Raw genomic sequence first — 19,787 nt, forward strand, 5'->3', positions numbered from 1 at the left:
GAATTCCCCGCCTCCGGCGGGGAATTGGGGAATAGGCCTCCGGCCTATTCCCCAACTGCGTTCCTCCGGAACGAACAGAAGAAGCCGTTTTACGTTCCTCCGGAACGAACGATGAAACATTCCTTTGGTGGGGTGAAGGGGCCACCTCAACTTCCCTCCCAAATAGCAGTTCTGACACCGTATCAGTATCTGTTTACCTAGCTTAGTCACAGAACAGTACCCGGGAGACAAGGAAGTTGAAGCTCCGGCGTGCGGAGGCAGCGAAGCCGAACGGCCCCTCGGGCCGGGCGGCGGAACCGCCCACGGGCACCAGCCACGCTTCCTTGGTTTGATCGTCAGGGCCGGGATCACCCGAGACTCAGAGCCACTGACGTCACCTAGGGTCTGCACTGGTCCGTGGGCCCACACGCGAAGCCGCCTCAGCCACGTGTGGACTGGCCCGCACCTGCTAGTCGACCTCAGCCGACTAATACTTACGCAGACCCGAATACCTGCTGGTCAGCGACGTGCACGTTCTGCGGTCTGTCCCCCCAGGAGGTACATACCGCAGACGATGTGTACCTCCTGGGTAGTCACATCGCGACCTCAATGTCAGCGAGGCCGACAGTTTCAGGGACAAAATGTCAGCCAGGCCGACGTTTCGCTACGGCCCTCCGCTGGGGGGTCCGTGGCGGCTGAGCGGAGGTGTTGTGTCCCCCCTGAAGGGACACAACACGCCGGAATGTCAGCCACGCCGACATATATGTCGGCGTGGCTGACATACTGCTGTCATCCAAGATCAGCGAAGTGGAGACAGCCGCGTGACACCCGAGCCACAGCGTCGTCGGCCCGCACCGAAGCGCGCTCCGCGCCGTACTGAACTGCCCCACGATGATGACCTCCAGGCGTGGTCCAAGCCGGTGGAGCCGGTAGAGGACCTTGACTCGGTCGCTCGTCGTTACCCGCGTCGTAAACTGTCGCTGAGCAGCGAACGCAAGCCGCTGGAGTTCTACGACACCGCGGAGCGCCCCAAGGCGTTCTCCATGGATTCGCTGGAGTTCTTCTTCCTGATCGCGCAGTACTTCCGCGAGGCCTTGCCGCTGCGGCTGATTCTGTTGATGATTGCCTGTCAGAAGGCCGGCGGTCAGATCAGGTTGACGCAGGAGGAGATGGCGACGGTCTTGGACGTGCCCCGCGCGAGGATCAACGAGGCGTTGCAAGAGATCATGAGCCATGGCATCGCTTTCAAGGTGCGCCGCGGCGTCTACCAGTTCAACCCGCCCTACTCGTACCGTGTAGCTGAGTTCATCCCGGGCACGGAGCTGGTCGAAGCCGAGTACGTGCAGGTCGACCAGGACAAGACCATCGCGAAGATCCGTAGGGACGAGAGCCTGCCGGATCTGGTGCGGTTTCCGTCGCTGGAGCACATGCGCGAGACGATCGAGGAAATGCGCAAGAAGCGGGCCGAGGACCGCGCTGCACGCCGGCTGGCCCGTGCGCAGCGCCAGGAGGAGGGATCAGCCCAGTGAGTACCTTGAAGTGGTCGGCTACCAACGCCGACGGTCTTCTCGCGGACCTGGACCTGCCGCCCGCCGCCTACCGTGCGCTGCTGAAGCTACGGGCGCGCAGCGAGGCCGGCGGCCGCATCGCGATGGACCAGGCCACCCTCGGTGAATTGCTCGGGCTCAGCCGCCCCAGCGTGAACGCCGCAATGCGGGAACTGGAATTGGCCAAGCTCGTCAAGAAGGTCCGCAACGGCGTCTACCAGATCAATCAGATGCTGGCCGGCTACAACACCCCAGAAGAGGCTCTGGACGCCGTCAAGGCCATGCCCAAGGCGGACCGCCTGGACAGCAAGAACTATGTAGCGGATTACCACCGGGCCGTCGCCGCTTACCAGGACCAGCTCGCCGAGCAGCGCAAGAAGCGGGCAGCCGCCGCCGCAGCCAAGAAGGCCACAGCCGCCAAGAGGCGCGGTTCGCTGCACGCTGTCGGCTAACTCGCCGACGTGGGGGTCGATGGGGGTGACGCCCAGGGCGCGTCTAGGGCATGGAGCTCAGCTTCGCTGGTGATGGCGTCCAGCTGCTTCGCGGCGGAGTTGGAGAACACGACCTGGGACGGGGTTCGGGCGTCAGGCACGGGCTTTCTGCGGACGACTGGCCCCTGCCCGGCGCCGAGCCGGTCCCGCCCCGTGCCCAGTTGCGCCTTGCCGTGCTCGACGGCACCCTGTTCGTCGAGACGCCGGACGGTGGCCAGTGACCGACGAGCTCGCCGCGCGCCGCGGCTTCGGCCCCGGCCTCCGCCGGATAGAGCGGCCGGCCAGGGCTCCGCGGCTAACCGAACCACCCCGCTGGGTGCGCACCTTCGTGATCCCCCGGAACGCATGCGTGCCTTACCCAGCGACTGCCCGGACGCGGTCATGATCGCCGTCTGCATCGCCGCAGCCCGCAGGCCGCTGGTGAGCAGTGAGGCCGACCATCCTGCCGGTACCCGTCAGCCGGTAGCGGCCAGTGGTGCGATGCCGCCAATGCGGGCATCCCCTGCGGGGCACCGAGTCTCGACGCTGGGGCCCCGGCGCCCGAATGCCGCCGGGGTGTGCATTCCGCGGCCCACTCCGTAACCGTTTACGGTGGAGCAGGAACAGCTCACCGCGTCACCCCGGCCTAGACCGCTTGCGCCAGCGCTGCCCGGCGCCGCTCGGCTCTACGGCCGGCCGCTGCCTGCGCCCAAAACCGTGCCTCCGCCCAGAAGACGGACCGGTTCCACCACGCGCCGCCGTTCACGATGGGCACCACCTGCGTCTCCCGGATCGCCTGCTGCAGCAGATTGCGTTCCCACTGCTGTGCGGCAGCCGCGTTCTCGGTGGGGGCGCACCACACCACGCCGTCGCGGGCCACCATCACGCGGCTGAAGGACTCCCAGTTGTCCGCCAGGTAGGCAGGATCGGCACCGGCCGCGACGATGTCATGACCATCGCCAATCCACCGCAGTTCCTGCCCGAGACGGCTTCGTAGCCCCAACTGTCCCGACGCCTTGCCGACGTACAGCACCGCCTGCGTCAGCCGCTCGCACCACACATAGACGCCGGGCCCCCAAGGCAGCGCCACACGGGCATCGGGCAGGCGGGGGTCACAGCAGAACCAATCGAGATCTTCGGCGGTGGCCTGGGCTACGTCAGATTCGAAGTGCAAGGCAAGGGTCTGCAGCGGTATCGGCATAGGGGGGACCATAGCGCCGGCGTCTGACAGCGACGAGATGCGACGGGTGCTATGGGGCGGCACGTAGGATGACGCTCGGCGGTGCACGACCGCCAGGTATCCGTGAGGGGGCCACAGGCCCACGCCAGGCCCCCAACTCCCGGCAAGTCGTCTCTGACGCATCGTGCGAGACCAGCGTTCCGCTCTGAGCGGTACGCGCGTGGGGCGTACCAGCATGGAGTGACACCGCATGTCGAGGAACCGCGCCCGCGATCGTGCCGCCCGCGCCCACATGAACGCCAGCGGCGCCTACCGTGCCCGGGCCGCACGCACAGTCGACACCTCTGGCGCCGAGCCCACCGTCGCCACTACCGCCTTCCTGCTAAGTTCCGCGATCCCGGCTGAACCCGACCCAGGGCTGCAGCCCGGCGCCACCATGGAGTCCCTGTTCGGCGCGCTCGTCGCGCGCAGCGCCCGCGAGGTCCAGCGCGACGGGCAGCGGTACCCCGCCTTCTTCAACGTGTACGTCGTGCCGCCGCCCGCCACCGTCCAACCCAGCGATGCCCCCGACGGCTGGCGACTCCTCGACGCCTTCATCCTGGTAGCCGCCCGCCGCCCCTGGCACCTGGAGGACGAGGACCAACGAGTCATCACCGACGCCTTCCGCGCCGCCAGGGCCGCCCTCAACGACTACTGGCCGGGGCTGCCGGACTGGGCCGACCACGCCGCGCTACCGCTGTGGATGCTGGCGGGCCTGCGGGGCGTGACCACCGAAGACGAGGCACGCAGAATCGTCACCGAGATGCAGAGGGCGGCCCTCGAGCACACCTGGACCATCGGAGCCGACTCCGACGTCGACCCGCGCTGGTGAAGGCCCCCGGGGCACCGGGCTATGCGAAGAAGGTGCGGCTCTGCGACACCAGATACAGCTGGCCTCGACGATCCGGCGCGCCGACCCGCGCGTCGCGCTGCAGGTACTGGTCGGCGACTGCCGCCCAGCCGTCCGCTTCGTCGGCGACACCGCTGAACAGCCAGGCGACGTTGGCAGCGACCTCGACGTACCGGTCCGGGCCCGTGACCCAGCCTTCGATCACCCGCATCAGCACGGCGACGGCAGCCGCGTCGTAGCGCTTCGGCTTCTCGGCCAGGTCGCAGCCGATGCCCTAGGCCAACTGGTCCCGCGACGCGGCCTCGTGCGAACCCTCGCGGCCTGCGAGCAGCCACGACTTCGCGCCCTCCGTGCGCTGGGCCCGGGCATCCTGCTCCGTCAGCCGGAAGACGGCGACGAGCAGCGAGGCCGCAGCTTTCCGGCCGCCCCGGCCGGCGCCGCCCGTACCGCGTCGGTGTCCTGCGTCGACGGCGGCTCGACCGGGGCGGGCCCGCGGGGAACGGTAGATCTGGCCGCGCTCGACGTGATGGTCCACGGCAACTCCCGGCGTTCGAAGGCGTCGTGCCGACCCTATCCGGCGCGCGCTGGCCGTTGCGCTCGTTCGTGGGGCCGAAAGCTGTCACGAGTGCCCGGGCGGCGCTGGGACCCGCTACCGTGGGTCTCGCACCACAACGGCATGCCGCGAACCGCCGTTTCCGCTGCCGCCCCGCGCCCACGCCGCACAGGGGCAGCGCCGCCGGACAAGGACCGCACCCGGGTCCCGCGCAGCACCATTCGAGACCCCTGTCCGGCAGCGACGCACCTCACGCGACGTCCGGCGGGAAGCGTGGGATCCCGCTGTGGAGACGACCGTGACCAAGACCGGCAGCGACCACCTCAAGCGCCGAGCCCGGGACCTCGCCCGGACCACCGGCCGCCGATACCCCGACGTCCTCGCCGAACTGCGCGGCGCACCCCGCTCGAAGCCCGGGGCGGCCCTCGTCCTGGTGTGCTCCGGCCTGGCCCATCCCCTCGACGGCGGACGCTGCGTTCGGCCGGCCGACCACCTCCAGCACGATGGTGGATGGGGCTACTGCTCCCTTGAGGCCCACCATCCGTCCCATATCTGGGCGGGATACTTCCGGGCCCGGGAAGCCGCCGAACGCGCCCGGCACGAGGCGTGGCTGGCCTCCCTCACCCCGGAACAGCGTGCCGTACACGAGGCGGAGGAGGAAGCCGCGTACTGGGCTCAGATGGCCGACGATGCCGCCGAGCCGTACGACCCGGAGGAGGAGCGGAGTCTGGAGTATGCGCTCGACGCGGCCGACGAGGCACGCTGGGCCGCCGAAGCCGAAGCTCAGGAAGACGGCCGGTACGGCGAGGACGAGTGGGACGAGGACTACCGGTGAACTTGTACTGGACGATCGTGCAGCAGCGCGCTGCCGAGTTCTCCCTGGCCCAGGAGCAGCCCGACGCCTCCCTGCTGACCGGATTGCCGGTGCTCGCCGCGCACGCCAAGGCATTCTCGGCCTTCCACGCTCTGCACGTGATGCAGTTCTGCCTGGCCGTCGTCGTGTTCGAGGACTGCCCGGACCACCTGCGCACACCTGACGCAGTCCCGGACCTCGACCAGTTGGTGCCGAAGGACGCCGACGCGCTCACCGTCCTGACCGCCGCCCAGGAACTGCGGGCCCTGTTCGGTACAGGCCTTGAGGAGGAGCTGCGCAACGTCGAGGACCAGATCGCCGCGACCGACCGTGCCCGGGCGGCCATCCAGAGGGTGCTCGACGAGGTCCCGCACGGCCGCGCCGGCCGGGAGCGGATGCTCGACATCGTCTACGAGCTGCGTGACGATCCGCGCGCGATCGCCGGCGTCATCGCGCTGACCGCCGCGGCGCTGCGTGAAGTGGCCGTTCAGCAGGGGCCGTCCGCCGCGTCGGGCCGGTAGTGACAGTGGGGGGCATGTTCGACGCCTCACAGGCCGAGTGCCAGAACGAACTGCCCGCTGATCAGCGCCTGCCAGCCCGACCGCTGCCGAAACTCCGTGATCACGCGAGGCCACGCTCCCATCTGGATTGCCGAGGAAGACGACCTGGCGACCAGGGCCAATGACCCCACCCTGTCGCCGCCCGGCCGCGAGATGGTCCTGATCCGCCTTGCCGACGTCCAGCGCATCACCCGAGCACTTCAGCACGAAGGAGTCATCCCCTGATGCCGGTGTCCGCCAAGACCGCGACCAAGCTCCGCGAAGCCATGGCCGGACTGCTGGCCAGCGAACCTCTCCACGCCGACGGAGCCCTCACCAAGGAGAACCTTGCCCGCGAGGCGCAGGTCAGCCACGCGACCGTCCATCGTGCCGAGGACGTCCTCGCCGAATGGGACAACCAGGTCACCCGGCCCGTCCTCCGCACCCCCGGCGAGGTTGCCCGCGACGAGACGATCGCCGAGCTCCGCAAACAACTACGAGCGAGCAAGTCCGAGATCACCGAACTGCACGGCAAGCTCGACGCCCTCGCCACGGTGACCGTGAACCTCTACAGCGAAAACCAGGCCCTGAAGAAGCGCATCGGCGACCGGAAGCTGTCCGTTCTCCCCGCCGCCGCCCAGCCGGACAAGCGAGTCGATCCACTCCAGGCATGATCAACCGCAGACCAGTCGAAATCCGGAGACGGCGTGACCACCCGGGACCTACCCTTTCGGCATGACAGAGAGTGAGTCGCTGCCTGCTGCCAGCGCATCCGGAGAAGTCGTACGACGCGACCCGGGCCAGGTCGCTCTTGACGGCCTCCGGAACTTCCAGGACCTGATCCTGACCCGCCTCGGCGGCCTGGGACTGCCGACCGAGGACGTCCTGGTCGCCCTAAACCAGCGGCATGCCCTGCTGCAAACCACCGAGCACGCCCTCGCCGGCCTGGACGATGAACAGCGGGCGCGGTCGGCATACATTGCAAAGATGATCATGGCGGGCTCTGTTGGATTGTTCGACGCGGCACTCAACTACCTCTGGGACGAGACGGTCATCGAGCTGCGGAAGCGCGTGATCGGCTACGACCTTTCCTACTTCTATGCCGTCGCGGAGAAGAGCGAGAACCGTCGCAAGGAGCTGAAGACCGCCGACGACCTGGTCAAGCTCGACGACTCCAAGCTCCTCAGCGGAGCCCGTGAGATCGGGCTCATCAGTGATGTCGGCTATCACCAGGTCGACCACATCCGGTTCATGCGCAACTATGCCAGCGCGGCCCACCCCAACCAGGTGTCGCTGACGGGCCTCCAGCTCGCCGACTGGCTGGAGACGTGCATCCGGGAGGTCATCACCCTCCCGCACAACAATGTCGTCGCCGAGATCAAGAAGCTGGTCGTCAACGTCCAGGCCGCGAGGCTGGACAGTGCCTACCTGGCGCAGACGGCGGTGTTCTTCAAGGAGCTTCCGACCGAGAAGGCGGACACCCTGGCCATCGGACTCTTCGGGGTCTACACCGCCATCGGCGCCGAGCCGCACACACTCGACAACATCCGCGACCTCTGGCCGAAGCTCTGGCCCTACATCTCCGACGACACCCGCTTCTGGGCCGGCACCCGCCTCGGACGCTTCCTGGCCGACGCCGACCATGCGCAGGCCGCCCTCGCTCGCCAGCTCATCGACCTTGCCCAGGGCAGCAGTTACCTCCCCGAGGCGGTCAAGGTCTCGGAGATGGCAGAGGCGATCGAGGAGCTCATGGACGTGCACCTCGCCATGAACAACTTTTACAACGAACCGCGAGTAGCCCGGCGCCTCGCCGAACTTGTGGGACAGCACGGGTCTGTGCCCACCAACCTTGTCCGCCAGTACGTCAAGACCGTGGTCACGGTGTTCCTCACCAACGGCAACGGTGAGGTGTTCGCGGCCGACCCGATCTACCTCGACCTGATCGGCCGATTCGACCCGCAACAGGCATCACTTGCCCTCCGGTCGTTCGCCAACGCGGAGATCTCAAGCCAGTTGCAGCGTCCTCTGTCTCGGACGAAGTGGGACGAGCTCCTGAACGTGCTCGACGTCAAGATCACCGGACGGCCGGAGCGGGAACTCCTCCAGGCGATTCGAGAGTTCTCGGGCACCCCGGACAAGCTTCGCCTGGCGTCCGGCATCAAGCGCTATCTCGACGCAGTGCCCCGCTGAGTCCAGAACACCCAAAACGGCCACGAACCCGCTGCAGGCAGCCCGTCATAACAGTCTGCCTGTGTGAGTTCGTGGCCATTCTGCTTTCGATTTCGGGAGCCCGTCTCGGTCAAGAACGCCGGAGCGCCCGCGCTATCGTCGAGGTGGACACCTGTTCCGTCCTGGGTGAAGCTCGGTCAGGCGTTGAGTTCATCCGTGGCTTGGTCACCGTCTTGCCGCTGGTCCTCGAACAGGTCCAGCTTCTTGCCGAAGATCTTTTCTGTCTCTCCCGCGGGGAAAACGGTCTTGCCGTACAGGGCGCACTGACAGATCGCCGGGTGATCTGACGAGGAGAGTTGGATGGCCCGTCGAGCCTGAGTCGGCTCGGTGAACCACTGCTGGATGCGCATGTAGCGAAAGCCCTCGGAACCCGTGTGATCCCCATAGACGATGTCACTTAGTTCTTTGAGGACCGTCTCATGGGAGAGAGATTGCTTCGTCCCTGTGGGATCGGAGAACGACACACGCCAGGACCACTTTTGCCCCTCGGTGAGGACTGCGCCGGCAGGGAAGGTGCCGTCGAAGGCAGCAAGATAGCCAGCATTCGGACCGGTCACGATGTTCTTCCACTCGGCATCGCCCAGCCACGGAGAAGCTGCCAAGAACCCCTCTGCGAACTGACGAGTCTCGTCATCGGAAATCAGATGCTCTCCGCTCATGCTTCTCCTCCGGCCAGTCCCTCGGCCCTGTGAGCAAGGGCCCCGGTCCATCCTCGGGGATCCGGGCGCTTGTGTGTTGCCACTTCTGCACCTCGATCTTGATGGTGCGGAAGACCGGCGAGCCGGCCGCCAGCGCGGGTCTCGCGAGAAGCTCCGGCATCTTCGTCGCCCCGGTCGGCCCGTCGCCTTCGCGATCCCGGTTCAGCTCGGCTCCCCGTCAACACGTTGCATCCGACAGGGCCACAAACGAATGAACTCGCACCTCCAACTTTGAGAAGCTGTGCCATATCCCATGATCTGTGACGTTCTGACACTTGCCCGTGGTGAGAAGCCGTCCCCCTTACCCGGCCGGTGTTCTCGGAAGCGGTGGCGGAAGGCGTTTCTGGAAGGGAAGGATTCCGCCATGCCCCCTAACAGGCTCCGTCTAGCATCCGAATGTTCAGGGGCTCTGGGTGCTCTCGTGACCGCCCACACCGTCGACATCGACGCCTGTGTGGCTCTGGCTCATCGTCTTCGGGAAGAAGGCATCGAAGCCACGATGCACGCCGACCACCTGCGCAGCGAGGCCCAGGAACGATCCCTTGGCTCCGACGCGTCTACGGACGATGTACAGCGCAAGCTCGGGGCACTCAAAGTCGCGTTGTTCATCGTGTCGACATGGCCGTGGGACATGCAGGCTGAATACATCCTGGGCCAGATTCTGGCCGTGCTGGACCGCGTGACCACGGCATGGAGCACGTCCACGCTCCCGAACTACCCGACGGAGTCCATGATTGCGGCCAGTAGGAAACACGCTGTGGAAGACCTGGACCTGCACCATGTGAACCTCCTCAGCCTCCTGGAGGAGCGTCAGGGCGCCGGGTAGCTGGAGCAGGCCTCACTAGGAAGCGGAACGGCTTCTCACCACGGGAAAGTGACAGGACGTCACAGATCATGGGATATGGCACAGCTTCTGAGCTTGTTACTTAACCTCTGGCGCATCTGCGGAGCTTGTGATGCATCAGTGATGCGTGTCCATGTATGAGTCATGCTCGGCGTAGTGGATGACGGCTTGACACTTCTGTTCAGGGGTCGGCTTCGTTCCCTCACGCCAGGATGACCACACGTCGAGGACGCCCTGGGCCAACTCGACTTCGAGCAGGTACGCAAGGCCGTGCGGCGGTTCGTCGTCCATTCTCACGGCGGCGTCCGAGGTGGCAGCCCAGGGCCTGGCCGCGAAGATGGTGGCTTCACGGGGCTGATCGTCAAGGGACTGCAGAACGTCCAGTAGAGAAGGCATACAGGACAGTATGCGGACGGCTTCGAACGGCGTCTCGAACTGGGTCACTCACCTGGGCATTCGCCGGACAGGCGGCCGACCCCCGCATCCCCTGAGCTGGGGTGTTGCGACGACCACTAGAACTCAAGTGAAGTCAGGGGGCCGTACGCGTGCTCGGCCCGGCTACGAGCTGGAGCAGCCTGCGCCCGCAGGTAGATCGAGACCACACTGCCCTGTCATCGTCGCACCGCGCACTGACATTTCAGCGAGGGTGCGACAGCCCTCGAGCAGCGTCACGGGACGAGCGGGGCAGGATGGCGTGTGGCCGGGGCAACACGGGCTACGCGCCGGCCCGCTCCAGTGCCGCGGCCGCTGCACGGGCGATCTCTGGGTCCGCAAGGATGGCGGCGGTCACGTCCTCGGCACTAGGCCCCGAGGCCTGGGCGGGCACGACTCGGCATACTCGCTCTTCGAGCGTAACGAGGAACGCGATGCACCGGTCGAACTCGCCAGCGTCGTCTGTCAGGTTGCGTTCAACCACCTCGGCGCTCAGCGCGGTGAGCGCTGCACCGAGCTTCGTCAGCACGGTCCGCATCTCCTGGGGCCGCCGGGCGCGAGCCAGACCCGGATGCTTCTTCGTCGGCTGATATGCCTCCCCCAGGCGCTGTGCGGCGGCCTGGACATATGCGGCCGTCTCGTAGAGCAGCTCTTCCGCGTCGCCGATGGAGAGCAGCGCGCTGTAATTGGCCCCGTCGGCATCCTTGGCCCTTTGCTGGCTGATGCCGAACGCGCGCAGCCCGTAGATGGTGGCGACCTGCTCCACTGATTCGGCAACGGTACGGGCCGCGTACGTGATCGACTGGACCATCCGGCGGACGGTTCCGCGGCGTTCCGCAGCCGTGGTTTCCTGCTCCTCGGCGGCCAGGGCCTGGTGTTCGGCCCCCAGAGCCTGGAAGGCAGCCAGCAGATTCATTGCGACGTCCTTCAGGCTGTCGCCTTCGGTGTTCACAGACACCTCGCTCACCGTCGGTCCTCGATTCGTTGGTGCGACGTGCCCCCGCGGGGCCGCATGCGGCGGAGCGACGAAGCGCCGCCCCGCCGCATCAACGGAACGTCAGCCCGGACGGTTACGGGATGTTGTGCTCCCCGGGACCCAAAGGCGTCCCAACCTCTGCTTCAAAGGTCGCCATCAGCAGTGCCGTCAGACGTGGACGTTCAACTCTGTGAGCAGCGACGGGTTGACGATGCAGACGATGGACTTGATGTCGTCACGCTTCGCCCCGGGCCAGAGGGCGGCACGCGCGGAGCGATACTTCGCGGCCAGGCGCTCCCGCTTATCGGCGGGAAGCTTTGCCACCCGGTCGGGATGGGAGTTGTGTGCGTTGTCGGAAATCTTCAGGAGCGTTGCCGCAGGGTCTGCTGTGATGAGGCGGATCTTCTCCTCATAGGGCATCCCAGGCTGGTTGGTCACCGCTTCGACGATCTCAACGACGCGACCAGGAACGCCAGTCTCGCGCAGACGCTCAGCGGTCCAGTCGGTGTCTTCCAGGATGTCATGCAGGAGGCCAGCCATAACGAGCTCATCGCCGAAAGGAGCGAGCCCTGCGGCCACCGCCCGGACGTGCTCGATGTAGGGCACGCCGATCTTGTCTTCCTGGCCGGCATGCGCGTTGACCGCCAGAGCATCGACTTCACCAACAGAGATCACTTCTACTCCTTCGGTCTTTCGCCGGGTCTCGCCGGGTCTGGCGCTTGCCTGTCCCAACGGACGTCGTTGTTACCTGAGTTCGACGGAGTACGCGGCGCCCGGGAACTCCCAGCCGTCGGTGCCTTCGCCGATGTCCTCGACGATGACGTCATCGATGAAGTGGTCCTCGAACTCGTCGTCGGTAAGTTCGCCGGCGAGCCAGAGTTCCTCGATCTGGTCCCAGTTACCTCGGCTGCCGTCGATACGCAGGGGGTTGGCGTCCACGGTGCCGCGAGTACGTACGTCGTCCCCGGTTTTGACGACGCCGCTGATCTCGTACTGGCCCCGCTTGATGTGGTCAGGAATCGGGTCGGCGGGAACGATGGCAACGTTTTCATACGCGGTGTGGATGATGTCCAGGTAGCTGCGGCGGACGTTGTACTCCGCATCGGACAGCCAGTTGACCAGAGTCTTCGTCGTCACATGGAGACCGGCGTCCTCCAGCGCCTGATGCCCGCGGTGGGTCGCGGTGAGCTGACTGAGCTGGGCGTGCCAGTGCTTGGCGTTGTACGACGACAGCCGGTGGCGGGGGGTGACGCGGGCGCGCAGGAGGTCGTTGAGGGCGGCGCCCAGGGAGCCACCGCGGCCTGTGGGGCCGGCCATCAGTCGTCACCTTCGGGGATCATCTGTCCGGGCTGGACGAACTTGGCCTTCACTTCGCCGAAGCCGGTCCCGATCCGGTAGGTGTCGGGCGCGGTGCCGTCCGGCGCCCAGAACACGGCCGCGTCGACGTTGCGCAGCGCGAGGAGCCGGTGGCCTTCCTCGACGGCCCTGAAAGCCACGCTCCAGTGGCGGACGGACGCCTCCGCGACCATGCTCATGCGCCAGTCTGGCCGCCAGAATGGGGACCTCTGGGAGGGGCGCTTGGGCCACAGCAGGCGCAGCGCGATGGACAGCCGGGTCTTGTAGGCCTTGTAGGGGTCTCCGCCGACCTGGACGAGCTCGGTCCGTGCTTTGCGGGTGGCCTCGTAGAAGGGCTTGAAGAGGGACTCGTTGTACTTCCCGGTCCAGGAGTCGTAGATGGTCGGCATGGCGTCGAGGTGCTTCTCCCGGACGAGCTTCTCCAGCTGCTTGATGTGGGGGGTGGTGACCCACACCCGGCCGTCCTCGTCGGGACGGTCGATGATCCGCCCCAGGGGGTGCGGCATGTCAGTGCGGGTCCACTCCGGGATGTCGATGAGATAGATGCCGGCCTTCGTTTTGTCGTACGCGTCGAGCGGGCCGGTGTGTAGGAGCTTGTTCGGGGCGAGGGGGACGCCTGAACAGGCGGAGGGGAAGCTGCCGTTGCGGTCGATCAGGCACAGCACACCCGCGCCGAACGAGTCGGGCACGTCGAGTTGGTCGCGCCGGACGCGCTTGCCGTTCGCCCGGATGTGGGGAACGCGTGTGGCGGTGACGTCGGGGTGGACCCAGCGGGGCTCGCCGTCCATATGTTCGCTGATCAGTGGCCAGGGGCCGCTGTCGCGTTCTTCCTTGCGGATGACGGGGATCGGGTGCATTTTCGAGCGGCCGACCGCCTCCTTGAGGATCTTCAGAGCGGGGAAGACGTGCCCCTCGGGCTCGTCCTCCTCGTCGCCCGGCTTCAGCCAGTCCGCGCCGTCTTCCTCGTCCTCCGCTACGTCGCCCTGGGCCTGTCCGCTGTCCGCCGGGACGTGGACAGAGGCACTGGCAGCAGCGGTCTGACCGGCGCTTGCGGCGAGGTCGGGGGACACGGGCGTGCCGTAGGGCCGCAGCGCGGCGGCGAGGCGGGCCCCCTCATGTGTGTCCGGCATCTCCCCTGCCGCGGCGGCCTGGAGCAGCGACGGCAGGATCTCCTTCAGGGCGTCTTGGTCGCCGCCCTTGACCGCGGTCCGCCATGCCGCGAGCTCGTGGGTGAGGGCGGCGGGAATCCCCCGGCACCCGCCGGAGGTGTAGGGAAGGGCGGCCTCGGCCAGTTCCAGCGCCGCCGTTGCACCAGCGGCCGCCGAGAGCACCGGGCCTGCCGGGCAGTCGGCGCGGCCGCGGGGGGCGGCCCCGGCGTCAAGGAAGCGGGCGTGGATTAGATCAGGCTGCAAGTATGCCGAGCCGATCGTTCCGAAGTCGCGCTCCCCGACCGTCACCTGGACCTTGGCAGGGTCCTCGGTCGGCGAGAGCGTCACTGTGACGTCGGCGTCCAGGAGACCCAGGAGTGCGGGATCGTCACTGTCCACGATGGCGAGCACCGGTACGTGCAGCGCGCGCGCGAGGGTAGCCAGTACCTGGGAGGCGTCTGGGAGACGGTCCCCGGACAGTGGCAGGCGGGCGCTGTGGGCGGCCTGCAAGCGGTCTACGACGACGAGGGCTAGGCCCTCCATGTGCGGGGCGGTTTCCCTGATGTCCTCGGCGGTCAGGTTGCTGCCGTCATCGATCATCAGGAGGTCGCCGGCCTGGACGAGCCGACGGGCGACTTCCTGCTCATGTTCGGTAAGGCGGCCCTGCTTCAGGCGCGCGTATTCGCCGCCGGTCTCGGCGGAGATGATCCGGCGGAAGATGTCGTCCCGGTTCGGGCCCGAGGCCGCGTACAGGACCATGTCGTGGTCGACCAGCGCCGTCTTCCGTGCGGCCGCCAGACCCAGCAGGCTTCCGCCGACGCTCGGGCGAGCTGCCACAAGCGTCAGTTTGCCCCGTTGCAGACCGCCTGTTGCCGCGTCCAGGCCCGGCAGCCCGAAGGTGGGGCCAACGTCGTCGGTGAGTACGGAACTGATGGCGTCGCCGAGCGTGGCGAGCCTGCGGGGCGTGCTGCCGCGGTCGCTGCCTTGGCTGTTCACCGCACCTCCTGCGGTCGCCGCGCCGGTGTGCGCGGCCATGTCGGACGAGAGGGCATCAGGAGGGGAGTCGGCGGGGAGCAGCACCGCGACAGGCGTGGTGTTCCGCAAGAGAACCTGCGGTTGGCCATGGGCCGCCAGTGTGACGAGGTCGCCGAAGTCCCTCTGGGCTGTACTGAGCACGTGAGCCGGGAAGGCGTCGGTCTTCCGGGCTGCCGGGAACCGGTCGAGCGGCGCCAGCAGAGCGCGCACCTTGTGCTTGGTGATCACCGTGGCGCGCCCCTCCTCTTCGACGAGCTTCACCAGCGCGTACAGCTTGTTCCGTGCCGTGGTCGCGTTGATCGCGCCCTCTGCTTGTGGTGACTGACTCACTCACCCCTCCTTGCGCACTCAACCTCAACCACCCACCACCATAGCAGGATTCACCCAATCTAATTGAGAAGTCACTATGTTTTCGCACAATCTCACTCACTATCCCTGTCTGCGGTGTGTGGGTTGACGGATCGGAGGGTCGCAACCGATCTGGAGCGGACAGCAGGAAGGCCGGGACCACCGGCCCCGGCCTCCGCTCCCCACCATCCGCAAACGATCACACCCGCCGAACCGGCGGGCTCAGCGTTCCGTCGCCGAATCCTGCTCCACGGGCTTCTCCCTGTACGCGACGCGTCCGATTGCGGAGTAGGCCGTATTCAGTCTGCCGTGGAGCGCACCCGCGAGGTCCTTCGCTGCGTCGGAGGACTCCGCGAAGCGCTGCAGGACGTCGTGGAGGCTCGCCCCGGTAGTCGCTCATCAGCAGTTCCCTGTGCTGCAGTTGCTGCACGGCGGCCTCAGAAGGCCTGCGTGGCCCGGGATGCCTGGGCGCTTGCGTCCGGCTCACTCTCGGCGTGCAGGGTGTAGACGGATCCGGCCAATATCGCGAGGACGACAGCTTCCTCGTCGAGGAGCTTGTCCGCCAGTGACTGCTGGCACGGCGCGCACTGGTCCATACACGCGCCGATCAGGTCCGCATGTCCGGCGCCGTGTCCACGCCCCACCGCTTGGGGTCGGCCGGCTGCAGGTCCGCGGCCGACGGGCCGCTGCTGTGCTGATGGAGGGTGCCGGCGTTGGCGGAGGCGAACGCCGCTCCTCTGTCCCGGCTCGTCTTCCTCGCCCGGCTCTTGCGGCCGTGGCTCTTGGTCATACGGCTCTCGCTTCCCGCGCCCCGGCCCCATGACCCGATGCGCGCGACGAAGAGCAGCATGGGGAAGGCTTCAACAGCTGTACGGCCGTTGGGAGTTGATGTTCGCCTCGCACTGATGCTCACAGTCCGGACCCCGTTGTACGGGGCCCGCGGGCACCTCTGCCGTCATGCGCCCCGGTCATGGGCCGGGCCACTGGCTTGGGCCGATGCGACGGCCACTGCCCGCACCTTACCGCCCTACGCTCGGACCCGGGCCTCGATGGCCGAAGTCGCCAAGGACTCCGTTGTCTAGTGGCTCGGCTCGGATGGTTGGCCGTGTAAATGGCTCTGCATGATGGCTCGGCCTGAGGCGCTGGGCGATGTGCGGCATGACGACGGGGGAGGGCGATTTCCGCGCAGGTGAAAGTGGTTTGCCGACCTGAGTGCCGCGTGGGTAGCGTCGCCGTCTGTGACCCCAACTCTGCGCACCGAGCGGCTGTTGCTGGAGCCGTACATCCCTGAGGACGAAGAGGACTTCGTCGCTCTGTTCCAGGACACCAGGGTGTCGCAGTGGATGGGTGACGGCCCTGCTTCCGAAGCAGCAGACCGGGCCCTGTTCGGGCGGATCTTCACGAAGGTCTACGCCCAGGAACTGTTCGATATCTGGGCTGTTCGTAGGGACGGACTCCTGGTCGGGCATGCCGAGATCAAGCCGACCGACGTCGTTGGAGGCCACGAGATCATCTACGCTCTGGCCCCGGCGGCATGGGGGTTTGGCCTGGGAACCGAGGTGGCAGATGCGATCGTCGCTTATGGCTTCGACATCCTCGGGCTGACCAAGGTTTACGCCACCGTAACTGCACCGAACAAGGCCTCACTGACCCTGCTGGACGGAATCGGTTTCGAGTATGTCCGGGACATCACAGAGGACGACGGCAGCACCACCCGCGTGTTGGCCCGTCATCTGGCTGCGAGCGACAAGTCGCCCCTCGCCCGGTAAAGGCGAGCAAGCCGCTGCCCGTGAAACCACCCGGCTACCCGGTCAGGCAGCGCGGGTTGGGTACTGGGTCCAGGCTCGGATGGATGAGTCGGGGGCGAAGGTGGCCTTCGGTTCTGCGCGGGTGTTCCGCCAGCGGATGTAGGCGGCGATGGCGGAGTTCTGCTCGCCATGGGTGCGGTGGTCGGTGCCGTTGAGGGCGAAGTAGCGCAGTGCCGCGAACTCCGACTCGATCCAGTTCAGCCACGAGCCGTAGGTCGGCAGGAAGACCAGTTCGACGTCGTTGTCGGCGGCCCAGGTCCGGACCTCGGCGTGCTTGTGCGGGGAGAAGTTGTCCAGCACCACATACAGCTTCTCCCCGGGCCAGCGGTCCCGCAGGGTCTTGAGCAGGCCGAGGAACTCGCGCCACCGCTTGCGCTGGCGGATCCGGTAGTAGATCTTCCCGGTGGCCAGGTCGAGCGCGGCGAGCATGTGCATCACACCGCCGTACCGGTTGTAGGTGGCCCGCAGCCTGCGTGGCCTACCGGCCGGACGCCACGCTCTGCCCTTGCGCGGCATCAGGTTCAGCGGGCCGAACTCGTCGACGCAGATCACCCGTCCGTCGGCTGGCGGTGTGTCGTACAGTGCCAGGACACGGTGCATCTTGGCTATGAAGTCCGGATCGTTGGACGCCTTCCAGGTAGTCATGGCCTGCCAGGAGACCTTGCCCTCCCGCAGGATGCGCCGCAGGGTTTCTCTGCTGATCCTGGGCACCACCTGCAGTTCGACCAGGTGAGCGGCGAGCTTGGCCAGGCTCCAGGTGGAGAAGGCGCCGATGTTCCAGTACGCGGGGGACGTCCGGGCGATCAGACGGATGTGCTCACGCACTCGGTCACTGATCGTTTTCGGGCGTCCCCCGCTCCATTTTGGTTCCAGCGCGTCGAACCCCCGCTCGTTGTAGGCATGGATGACATCGCGCACGTAGTCCTCGCTGACCTGCATCAGCGAGGTGATGTCCTTGACCGCCTGCCCCTGGGCGGACATCAGCACCACGATCGCCCGCCGCAGCCGGACCGGATCCTTCGCAGTCCGGCTGATCCGCTGCAGCCTCCGGCCCTCGTCCATGCTGACCGGCCGGACGAACACACTTGGTCGACGCCCCACGACCACCTCCAAGATCAGGTCCTGAAGACAGTCTGCTGACCACCGGGCGGCAGGTCGATTACCCGGCCAACGATGCGAGCCGAGCCACTAGCTGTCGTCCGTGGTTTGGGCCGTGCCCACGAGGACCGACCCGGCAGGCGGTCCGGGGACGGGGTCGGCCGGTGCGGGCGCGGTCGGCGTGAACGTGGCGCCCCGGCCCTGCGACATCCGGATCTGGAAGACATGGCTCCCGCGCCGAACGGCGTCCACCGCATGCAGGGTGAGGGTTCGCGGAGTCACCGTGCGGGTGTATCCAGGGCATTGCCCAGCGACGCCGGCCTGGTCGAAATCCTCAAGGGTCTCGGGCGTACCCGGGGGCCGGGCTGGTCGGCAAGACGGCGCTCACACTCACCGATCCACTCGTCGATCATGGTGCCGAAGGGCACAGGCACCACCGGCGGCCTAGGGTTTCCGACCGAAAGCAGCCCTTGGCGCGCCGCTCCCGTGTCGTAGCCGTCCGGGCGCAATGGCGGACTGTCTATTTGCGCCGTCAAGGAGCGACGTGCACGGTCCTTCTTTTTGCGGATTCTCTTGCGCCAGCCAAGTGATCAGGCACTTCTATCGAGCGGCTCGGGCTCCACCGTGGCGGACGAGAACTCGGTCTACGTGGAGTACAAGGACATGGCAGTCGGCGATGGCTCTGGCAACTGGGAGCAGGGTCGAACGATGCGGGTGCACCGGAGCAGCGCTTCAAAGACGCTGCGTGCGGGCGCCACCAAGCGCTGCATCTACTGCAACCATCCCATCGAGTGGTACGAACGCGGCGACAACCGCGAGCGATTGCCTCTCCTGCTCCAGTCATTCCCCTCACACCTGCTGCCTGAGCGCTATCGGTGGTCGGTGTTCAACGGGCTGGTGTATTTCGGTGAGGACGGGAGCTATTGCAGGATTGCGCATCCCGCGGTGTGCTCCGCCATCCATCACGAATACGAGAAGGCGCTGGATGGATTGCGGCGAAGCTACAAAGTGGCCACGGCCACGTCGATTCAGAAAGGGGAGTTCGTTCCCGCACCCTTGAAAGAGGTGTGCGAGGACGACGTGGTCGAGCAGGTTACTCAGACCTCATCCAACATCCGGCACGTGGTCCGGTACAACTACGTGCTGCTGCTCGCCCCCTGCGAGGTGGACCAGATTCAGTGCGTGGCTCGGGCGAGCAGTACGGGCGAGCGGTGCAAGAAGACGGTCTGCATGGAAGACGTCGCCGAGGGGTTGTGGGTTCAGGTGGAGATTCCGCCGGCGCCGGGCAGGGGCGGGCAGGAAACCCTGATGGCCGGTCAGCTGATGTGGGTGTACGACATGAGCGGGCTCGACCCGCAGAGTTTCATGCGCTGGAAGGCACAAACCTGCGCCACTCATCACGACACCTCAGCCCCGCAGGCGGAGATGCCGGAGTGGGTCTGGTTCGACACGTGGCGCCACGGCCAGTTCATCACCTACGACGAGCCGGAGATGGCACGCGAGGCACGCAAACGCCCGGCGAGTCCCTTCTTCGTGCAGGTCGCAGCAAGGACTGGGGCGAAGTGTGCCCAGTGCGGCCAGTACAGCCACACCAAGCAGGAAGCCGGATGGCTCTGCGCGAAGTGCGCGGCCATCGCTCTTCGCCGTGAGCAGACCCACCGCAAGTGGCAGGTCCAGCCCCAGCCCCAGACACCCGAAGCCCGCCCTACCCGGGAGGATTCGCCCGCCTGAGCTCCGCCGACGAGAGCTCGGGTGGTGACAGGCCGCCGCTCGCCGTGTGCCAGCGTCGGCGCGGCCGGAGCGGC

At 66.8% G+C, this 19,787-nt stretch carries 25 protein-coding genes; 12 read left to right on the forward strand and 13 right to left on the reverse strand.

Going from position 1 to position 19,787, the window contains the following annotated elements:
• The first annotated feature begins 800 nt into the window (after positions 1 to 800).
• From N4G70_RS35990 to N4G70_RS36000, 3 genes are read left to right on the forward strand one after another with little or no spacing between them, the layout of a single operon-like run.
• Positions 801 to 1,508 (forward strand): hypothetical protein, encoded by a 708-nt coding sequence (locus N4G70_RS35990; RefSeq protein ID WP_261716996.1) that lies wholly within the window; start codon positions 801 to 803, stop codon positions 1,506 to 1,508.
• Positions 1,505 to 1,978, forward strand: a complete 474-nt coding sequence (locus N4G70_RS35995) for a helix-turn-helix domain-containing protein (RefSeq protein ID WP_261716997.1) — start codon at positions 1,505 to 1,507, stop codon at positions 1,976 to 1,978. The genes N4G70_RS35990 and N4G70_RS35995 overlap by 4 nt, the downstream gene beginning before the upstream one ends.
• Positions 1,979 to 2,028: 50 nt before the next feature.
• Positions 2,029 to 2,238: a hypothetical protein gene (locus N4G70_RS36000; protein WP_261716998.1), complete on the forward strand. Its 210-nt coding sequence runs from the start codon at positions 2,029 to 2,031 to the stop codon at positions 2,236 to 2,238.
• A gap of 404 nt (positions 2,239 to 2,642) precedes the next feature.
• Here N4G70_RS36000 and N4G70_RS36005 read toward each other — a convergent pair whose 3' ends face one another.
• Positions 2,643 to 3,197: a hypothetical protein gene (locus N4G70_RS36005; RefSeq protein WP_261716999.1), complete on the reverse strand. Its 555-nt coding sequence runs from the start codon at positions 3,195 to 3,197 to the stop codon at positions 2,643 to 2,645.
• Positions 3,198 to 3,426: 229 nt separating this feature from the next.
• On the opposite strand from N4G70_RS36005, the gene N4G70_RS36010 reads away from it, so the two are divergent.
• Entirely contained in the window at positions 3,427 to 4,047 is a 621-nt protein-coding gene (locus N4G70_RS36010; RefSeq protein ID WP_261717000.1) for a hypothetical protein, read from the forward strand.
• 19 nt (positions 4,048 to 4,066) lie between these two features.
• On the opposite strand, the gene N4G70_RS36015 is transcribed toward N4G70_RS36010, so the two are convergent.
• Both N4G70_RS36015 and N4G70_RS36020 read right to left on the reverse strand, forming a co-directional pair.
• A complete protein-coding gene (locus N4G70_RS36015; protein ID WP_261717001.1) occupies positions 4,067 to 4,276 on the reverse strand; it encodes a hypothetical protein in 210 nt (69 codons plus the stop codon).
• Positions 4,277 to 4,339: 63 nt separating this feature from the next.
• A complete protein-coding gene (locus N4G70_RS36020) occupies positions 4,340 to 4,600 on the reverse strand; it encodes a hypothetical protein (protein ID WP_261717002.1) in 261 nt (86 codons plus the stop codon).
• Between the two features lie 316 nt (positions 4,601 to 4,916).
• Between N4G70_RS36020 and N4G70_RS36025 the strand changes: the two genes are divergently transcribed.
• The 5 genes from N4G70_RS36025 to N4G70_RS36045 all read left to right on the forward strand — a co-directional run bounded on the left by N4G70_RS36025 (position 4,917) and on the right by N4G70_RS36045 (position 8,200).
• Positions 4,917 to 5,453 (forward strand): hypothetical protein, encoded by a 537-nt coding sequence (locus tag N4G70_RS36025; RefSeq protein WP_261717003.1) that lies wholly within the window; start codon positions 4,917 to 4,919, stop codon positions 5,451 to 5,453.
• Complete coding sequence (locus tag N4G70_RS36030; RefSeq protein WP_261717004.1) at positions 5,450 to 5,992, forward strand: hypothetical protein; 543 nt, start codon at positions 5,450 to 5,452, stop codon at positions 5,990 to 5,992. The genes N4G70_RS36025 and N4G70_RS36030 overlap by 4 nt, the downstream gene beginning before the upstream one ends.
• Positions 5,993 to 6,088: 96 nt before the next feature.
• Positions 6,089 to 6,256, forward strand: a complete 168-nt coding sequence (locus N4G70_RS36035; RefSeq protein WP_261717005.1) for a hypothetical protein — start codon at positions 6,089 to 6,091, stop codon at positions 6,254 to 6,256.
• The gene (locus tag N4G70_RS36040) at positions 6,256 to 6,684 is read left to right on the forward strand and encodes a hypothetical protein (protein WP_261717006.1); all 429 of its coding nucleotides are present in this window, start codon (positions 6,256 to 6,258) and stop codon (positions 6,682 to 6,684) included. Before N4G70_RS36035 ends, N4G70_RS36040 begins: the two co-directional genes overlap by 1 nt.
• A 61-nt stretch (positions 6,685 to 6,745) precedes the next feature.
• On the forward strand, positions 6,746 to 8,200 hold the full coding sequence (locus N4G70_RS36045) for a hypothetical protein (RefSeq protein WP_261717007.1): 1,455 nt from the start codon (positions 6,746 to 6,748) through the stop codon (positions 8,198 to 8,200).
• Between the two features lie 176 nt (positions 8,201 to 8,376).
• On the opposite strand, the gene N4G70_RS36050 is transcribed toward N4G70_RS36045, so the two are convergent.
• Positions 8,377 to 8,898 carry a hypothetical protein gene (locus tag N4G70_RS36050; RefSeq protein ID WP_261717008.1) on the reverse strand — a complete coding sequence of 174 codons (522 nt, stop codon included), beginning with the start codon at positions 8,896 to 8,898 and terminating at the stop codon, positions 8,377 to 8,379.
• A 460-nt stretch (positions 8,899 to 9,358) separates the two neighbouring features.
• Here N4G70_RS36050 and N4G70_RS36055 point away from each other — a divergent pair, with 460 nt between their 5' ends.
• Entirely contained in the window at positions 9,359 to 9,763 is a 405-nt protein-coding gene (locus N4G70_RS36055; protein WP_261717009.1) for a hypothetical protein, read from the forward strand.
• A gap of 135 nt (positions 9,764 to 9,898) precedes the next feature.
• Here the strand turns inward: N4G70_RS36055 and N4G70_RS36060 are convergent, their stop codons facing one another.
• From N4G70_RS36060 to N4G70_RS36090, 7 genes are all read right to left on the reverse strand, one after another.
• Positions 9,899 to 10,225, reverse strand: coding sequence for a hypothetical protein (locus tag N4G70_RS36060; RefSeq protein ID WP_261717010.1), 327 nt, complete (start codon positions 10,223 to 10,225; stop codon positions 9,899 to 9,901).
• 271 nt (positions 10,226 to 10,496) lie between these two features.
• Complete coding sequence (locus N4G70_RS36065; protein ID WP_261717011.1) at positions 10,497 to 11,180, reverse strand: hypothetical protein; 684 nt, start codon at positions 11,178 to 11,180, stop codon at positions 10,497 to 10,499.
• Positions 11,181 to 11,357: 177 nt separating this feature from the next.
• Positions 11,358 to 11,864 (reverse strand): HD domain-containing protein, encoded by a 507-nt coding sequence (locus N4G70_RS36070; RefSeq protein WP_261717012.1) that lies wholly within the window; start codon positions 11,862 to 11,864, stop codon positions 11,358 to 11,360.
• A gap of 69 nt (positions 11,865 to 11,933) precedes the next feature.
• The gene (locus N4G70_RS36075; protein ID WP_261717013.1) at positions 11,934 to 12,506 is read right to left on the reverse strand and encodes a hypothetical protein; all 573 of its coding nucleotides are present in this window, start codon (positions 12,504 to 12,506) and stop codon (positions 11,934 to 11,936) included.
• Complete coding sequence (locus N4G70_RS36080) at positions 12,506 to 15,058, reverse strand: DnaB-like helicase C-terminal domain-containing protein (RefSeq protein ID WP_261717014.1); 2,553 nt, start codon at positions 15,056 to 15,058, stop codon at positions 12,506 to 12,508. Before N4G70_RS36080 ends, N4G70_RS36075 begins: the two co-directional genes overlap by 1 nt.
• 455 nt (positions 15,059 to 15,513) lie before the next feature.
• Positions 15,514 to 15,672, reverse strand: coding sequence for a hypothetical protein (locus N4G70_RS36085; RefSeq protein ID WP_261717015.1), 159 nt, complete (start codon positions 15,670 to 15,672; stop codon positions 15,514 to 15,516).
• A gap of 11 nt (positions 15,673 to 15,683) precedes the next feature.
• Entirely contained in the window at positions 15,684 to 15,866 is a 183-nt protein-coding gene (locus tag N4G70_RS36090) for a hypothetical protein (protein WP_261717016.1), read from the reverse strand.
• 448 nt (positions 15,867 to 16,314) lie between these two features.
• Here N4G70_RS36090 and N4G70_RS36095 point away from each other — a divergent pair, with 448 nt between their 5' ends.
• Entirely contained in the window at positions 16,315 to 16,845 is a 531-nt protein-coding gene (locus tag N4G70_RS36095; protein ID WP_261717017.1) for a GNAT family N-acetyltransferase, read from the forward strand.
• Between the two features lie 42 nt (positions 16,846 to 16,887).
• Here the strand turns inward: N4G70_RS36095 and N4G70_RS36100 are convergent, their stop codons facing one another.
• Positions 16,888 to 17,985: an IS630 family transposase gene (locus N4G70_RS36100; protein ID WP_261717018.1), complete on the reverse strand. Its 1,098-nt coding sequence runs from the start codon at positions 17,983 to 17,985 to the stop codon at positions 16,888 to 16,890.
• Between the two features lie 87 nt (positions 17,986 to 18,072).
• A complete protein-coding gene (locus N4G70_RS36105; RefSeq protein ID WP_261717019.1) occupies positions 18,073 to 18,264 on the reverse strand; it encodes a hypothetical protein in 192 nt (63 codons plus the stop codon).
• A gap of 342 nt (positions 18,265 to 18,606) precedes the next feature.
• On the opposite strand from N4G70_RS36105, the gene N4G70_RS36110 reads away from it, so the two are divergent.
• Complete coding sequence (locus N4G70_RS36110; RefSeq protein WP_261717020.1) at positions 18,607 to 19,713, forward strand: DUF6083 domain-containing protein; 1,107 nt, start codon at positions 18,607 to 18,609, stop codon at positions 19,711 to 19,713.
• The last annotated feature ends 74 nt before the right edge of the window (positions 19,714 to 19,787 follow it).

Source organism: Streptomyces sp. ASQP_92, from assembly GCF_025399895.1.
Lineage (GTDB): Bacteria > Actinomycetota > Actinomycetes > Streptomycetales > Streptomycetaceae > Streptomyces.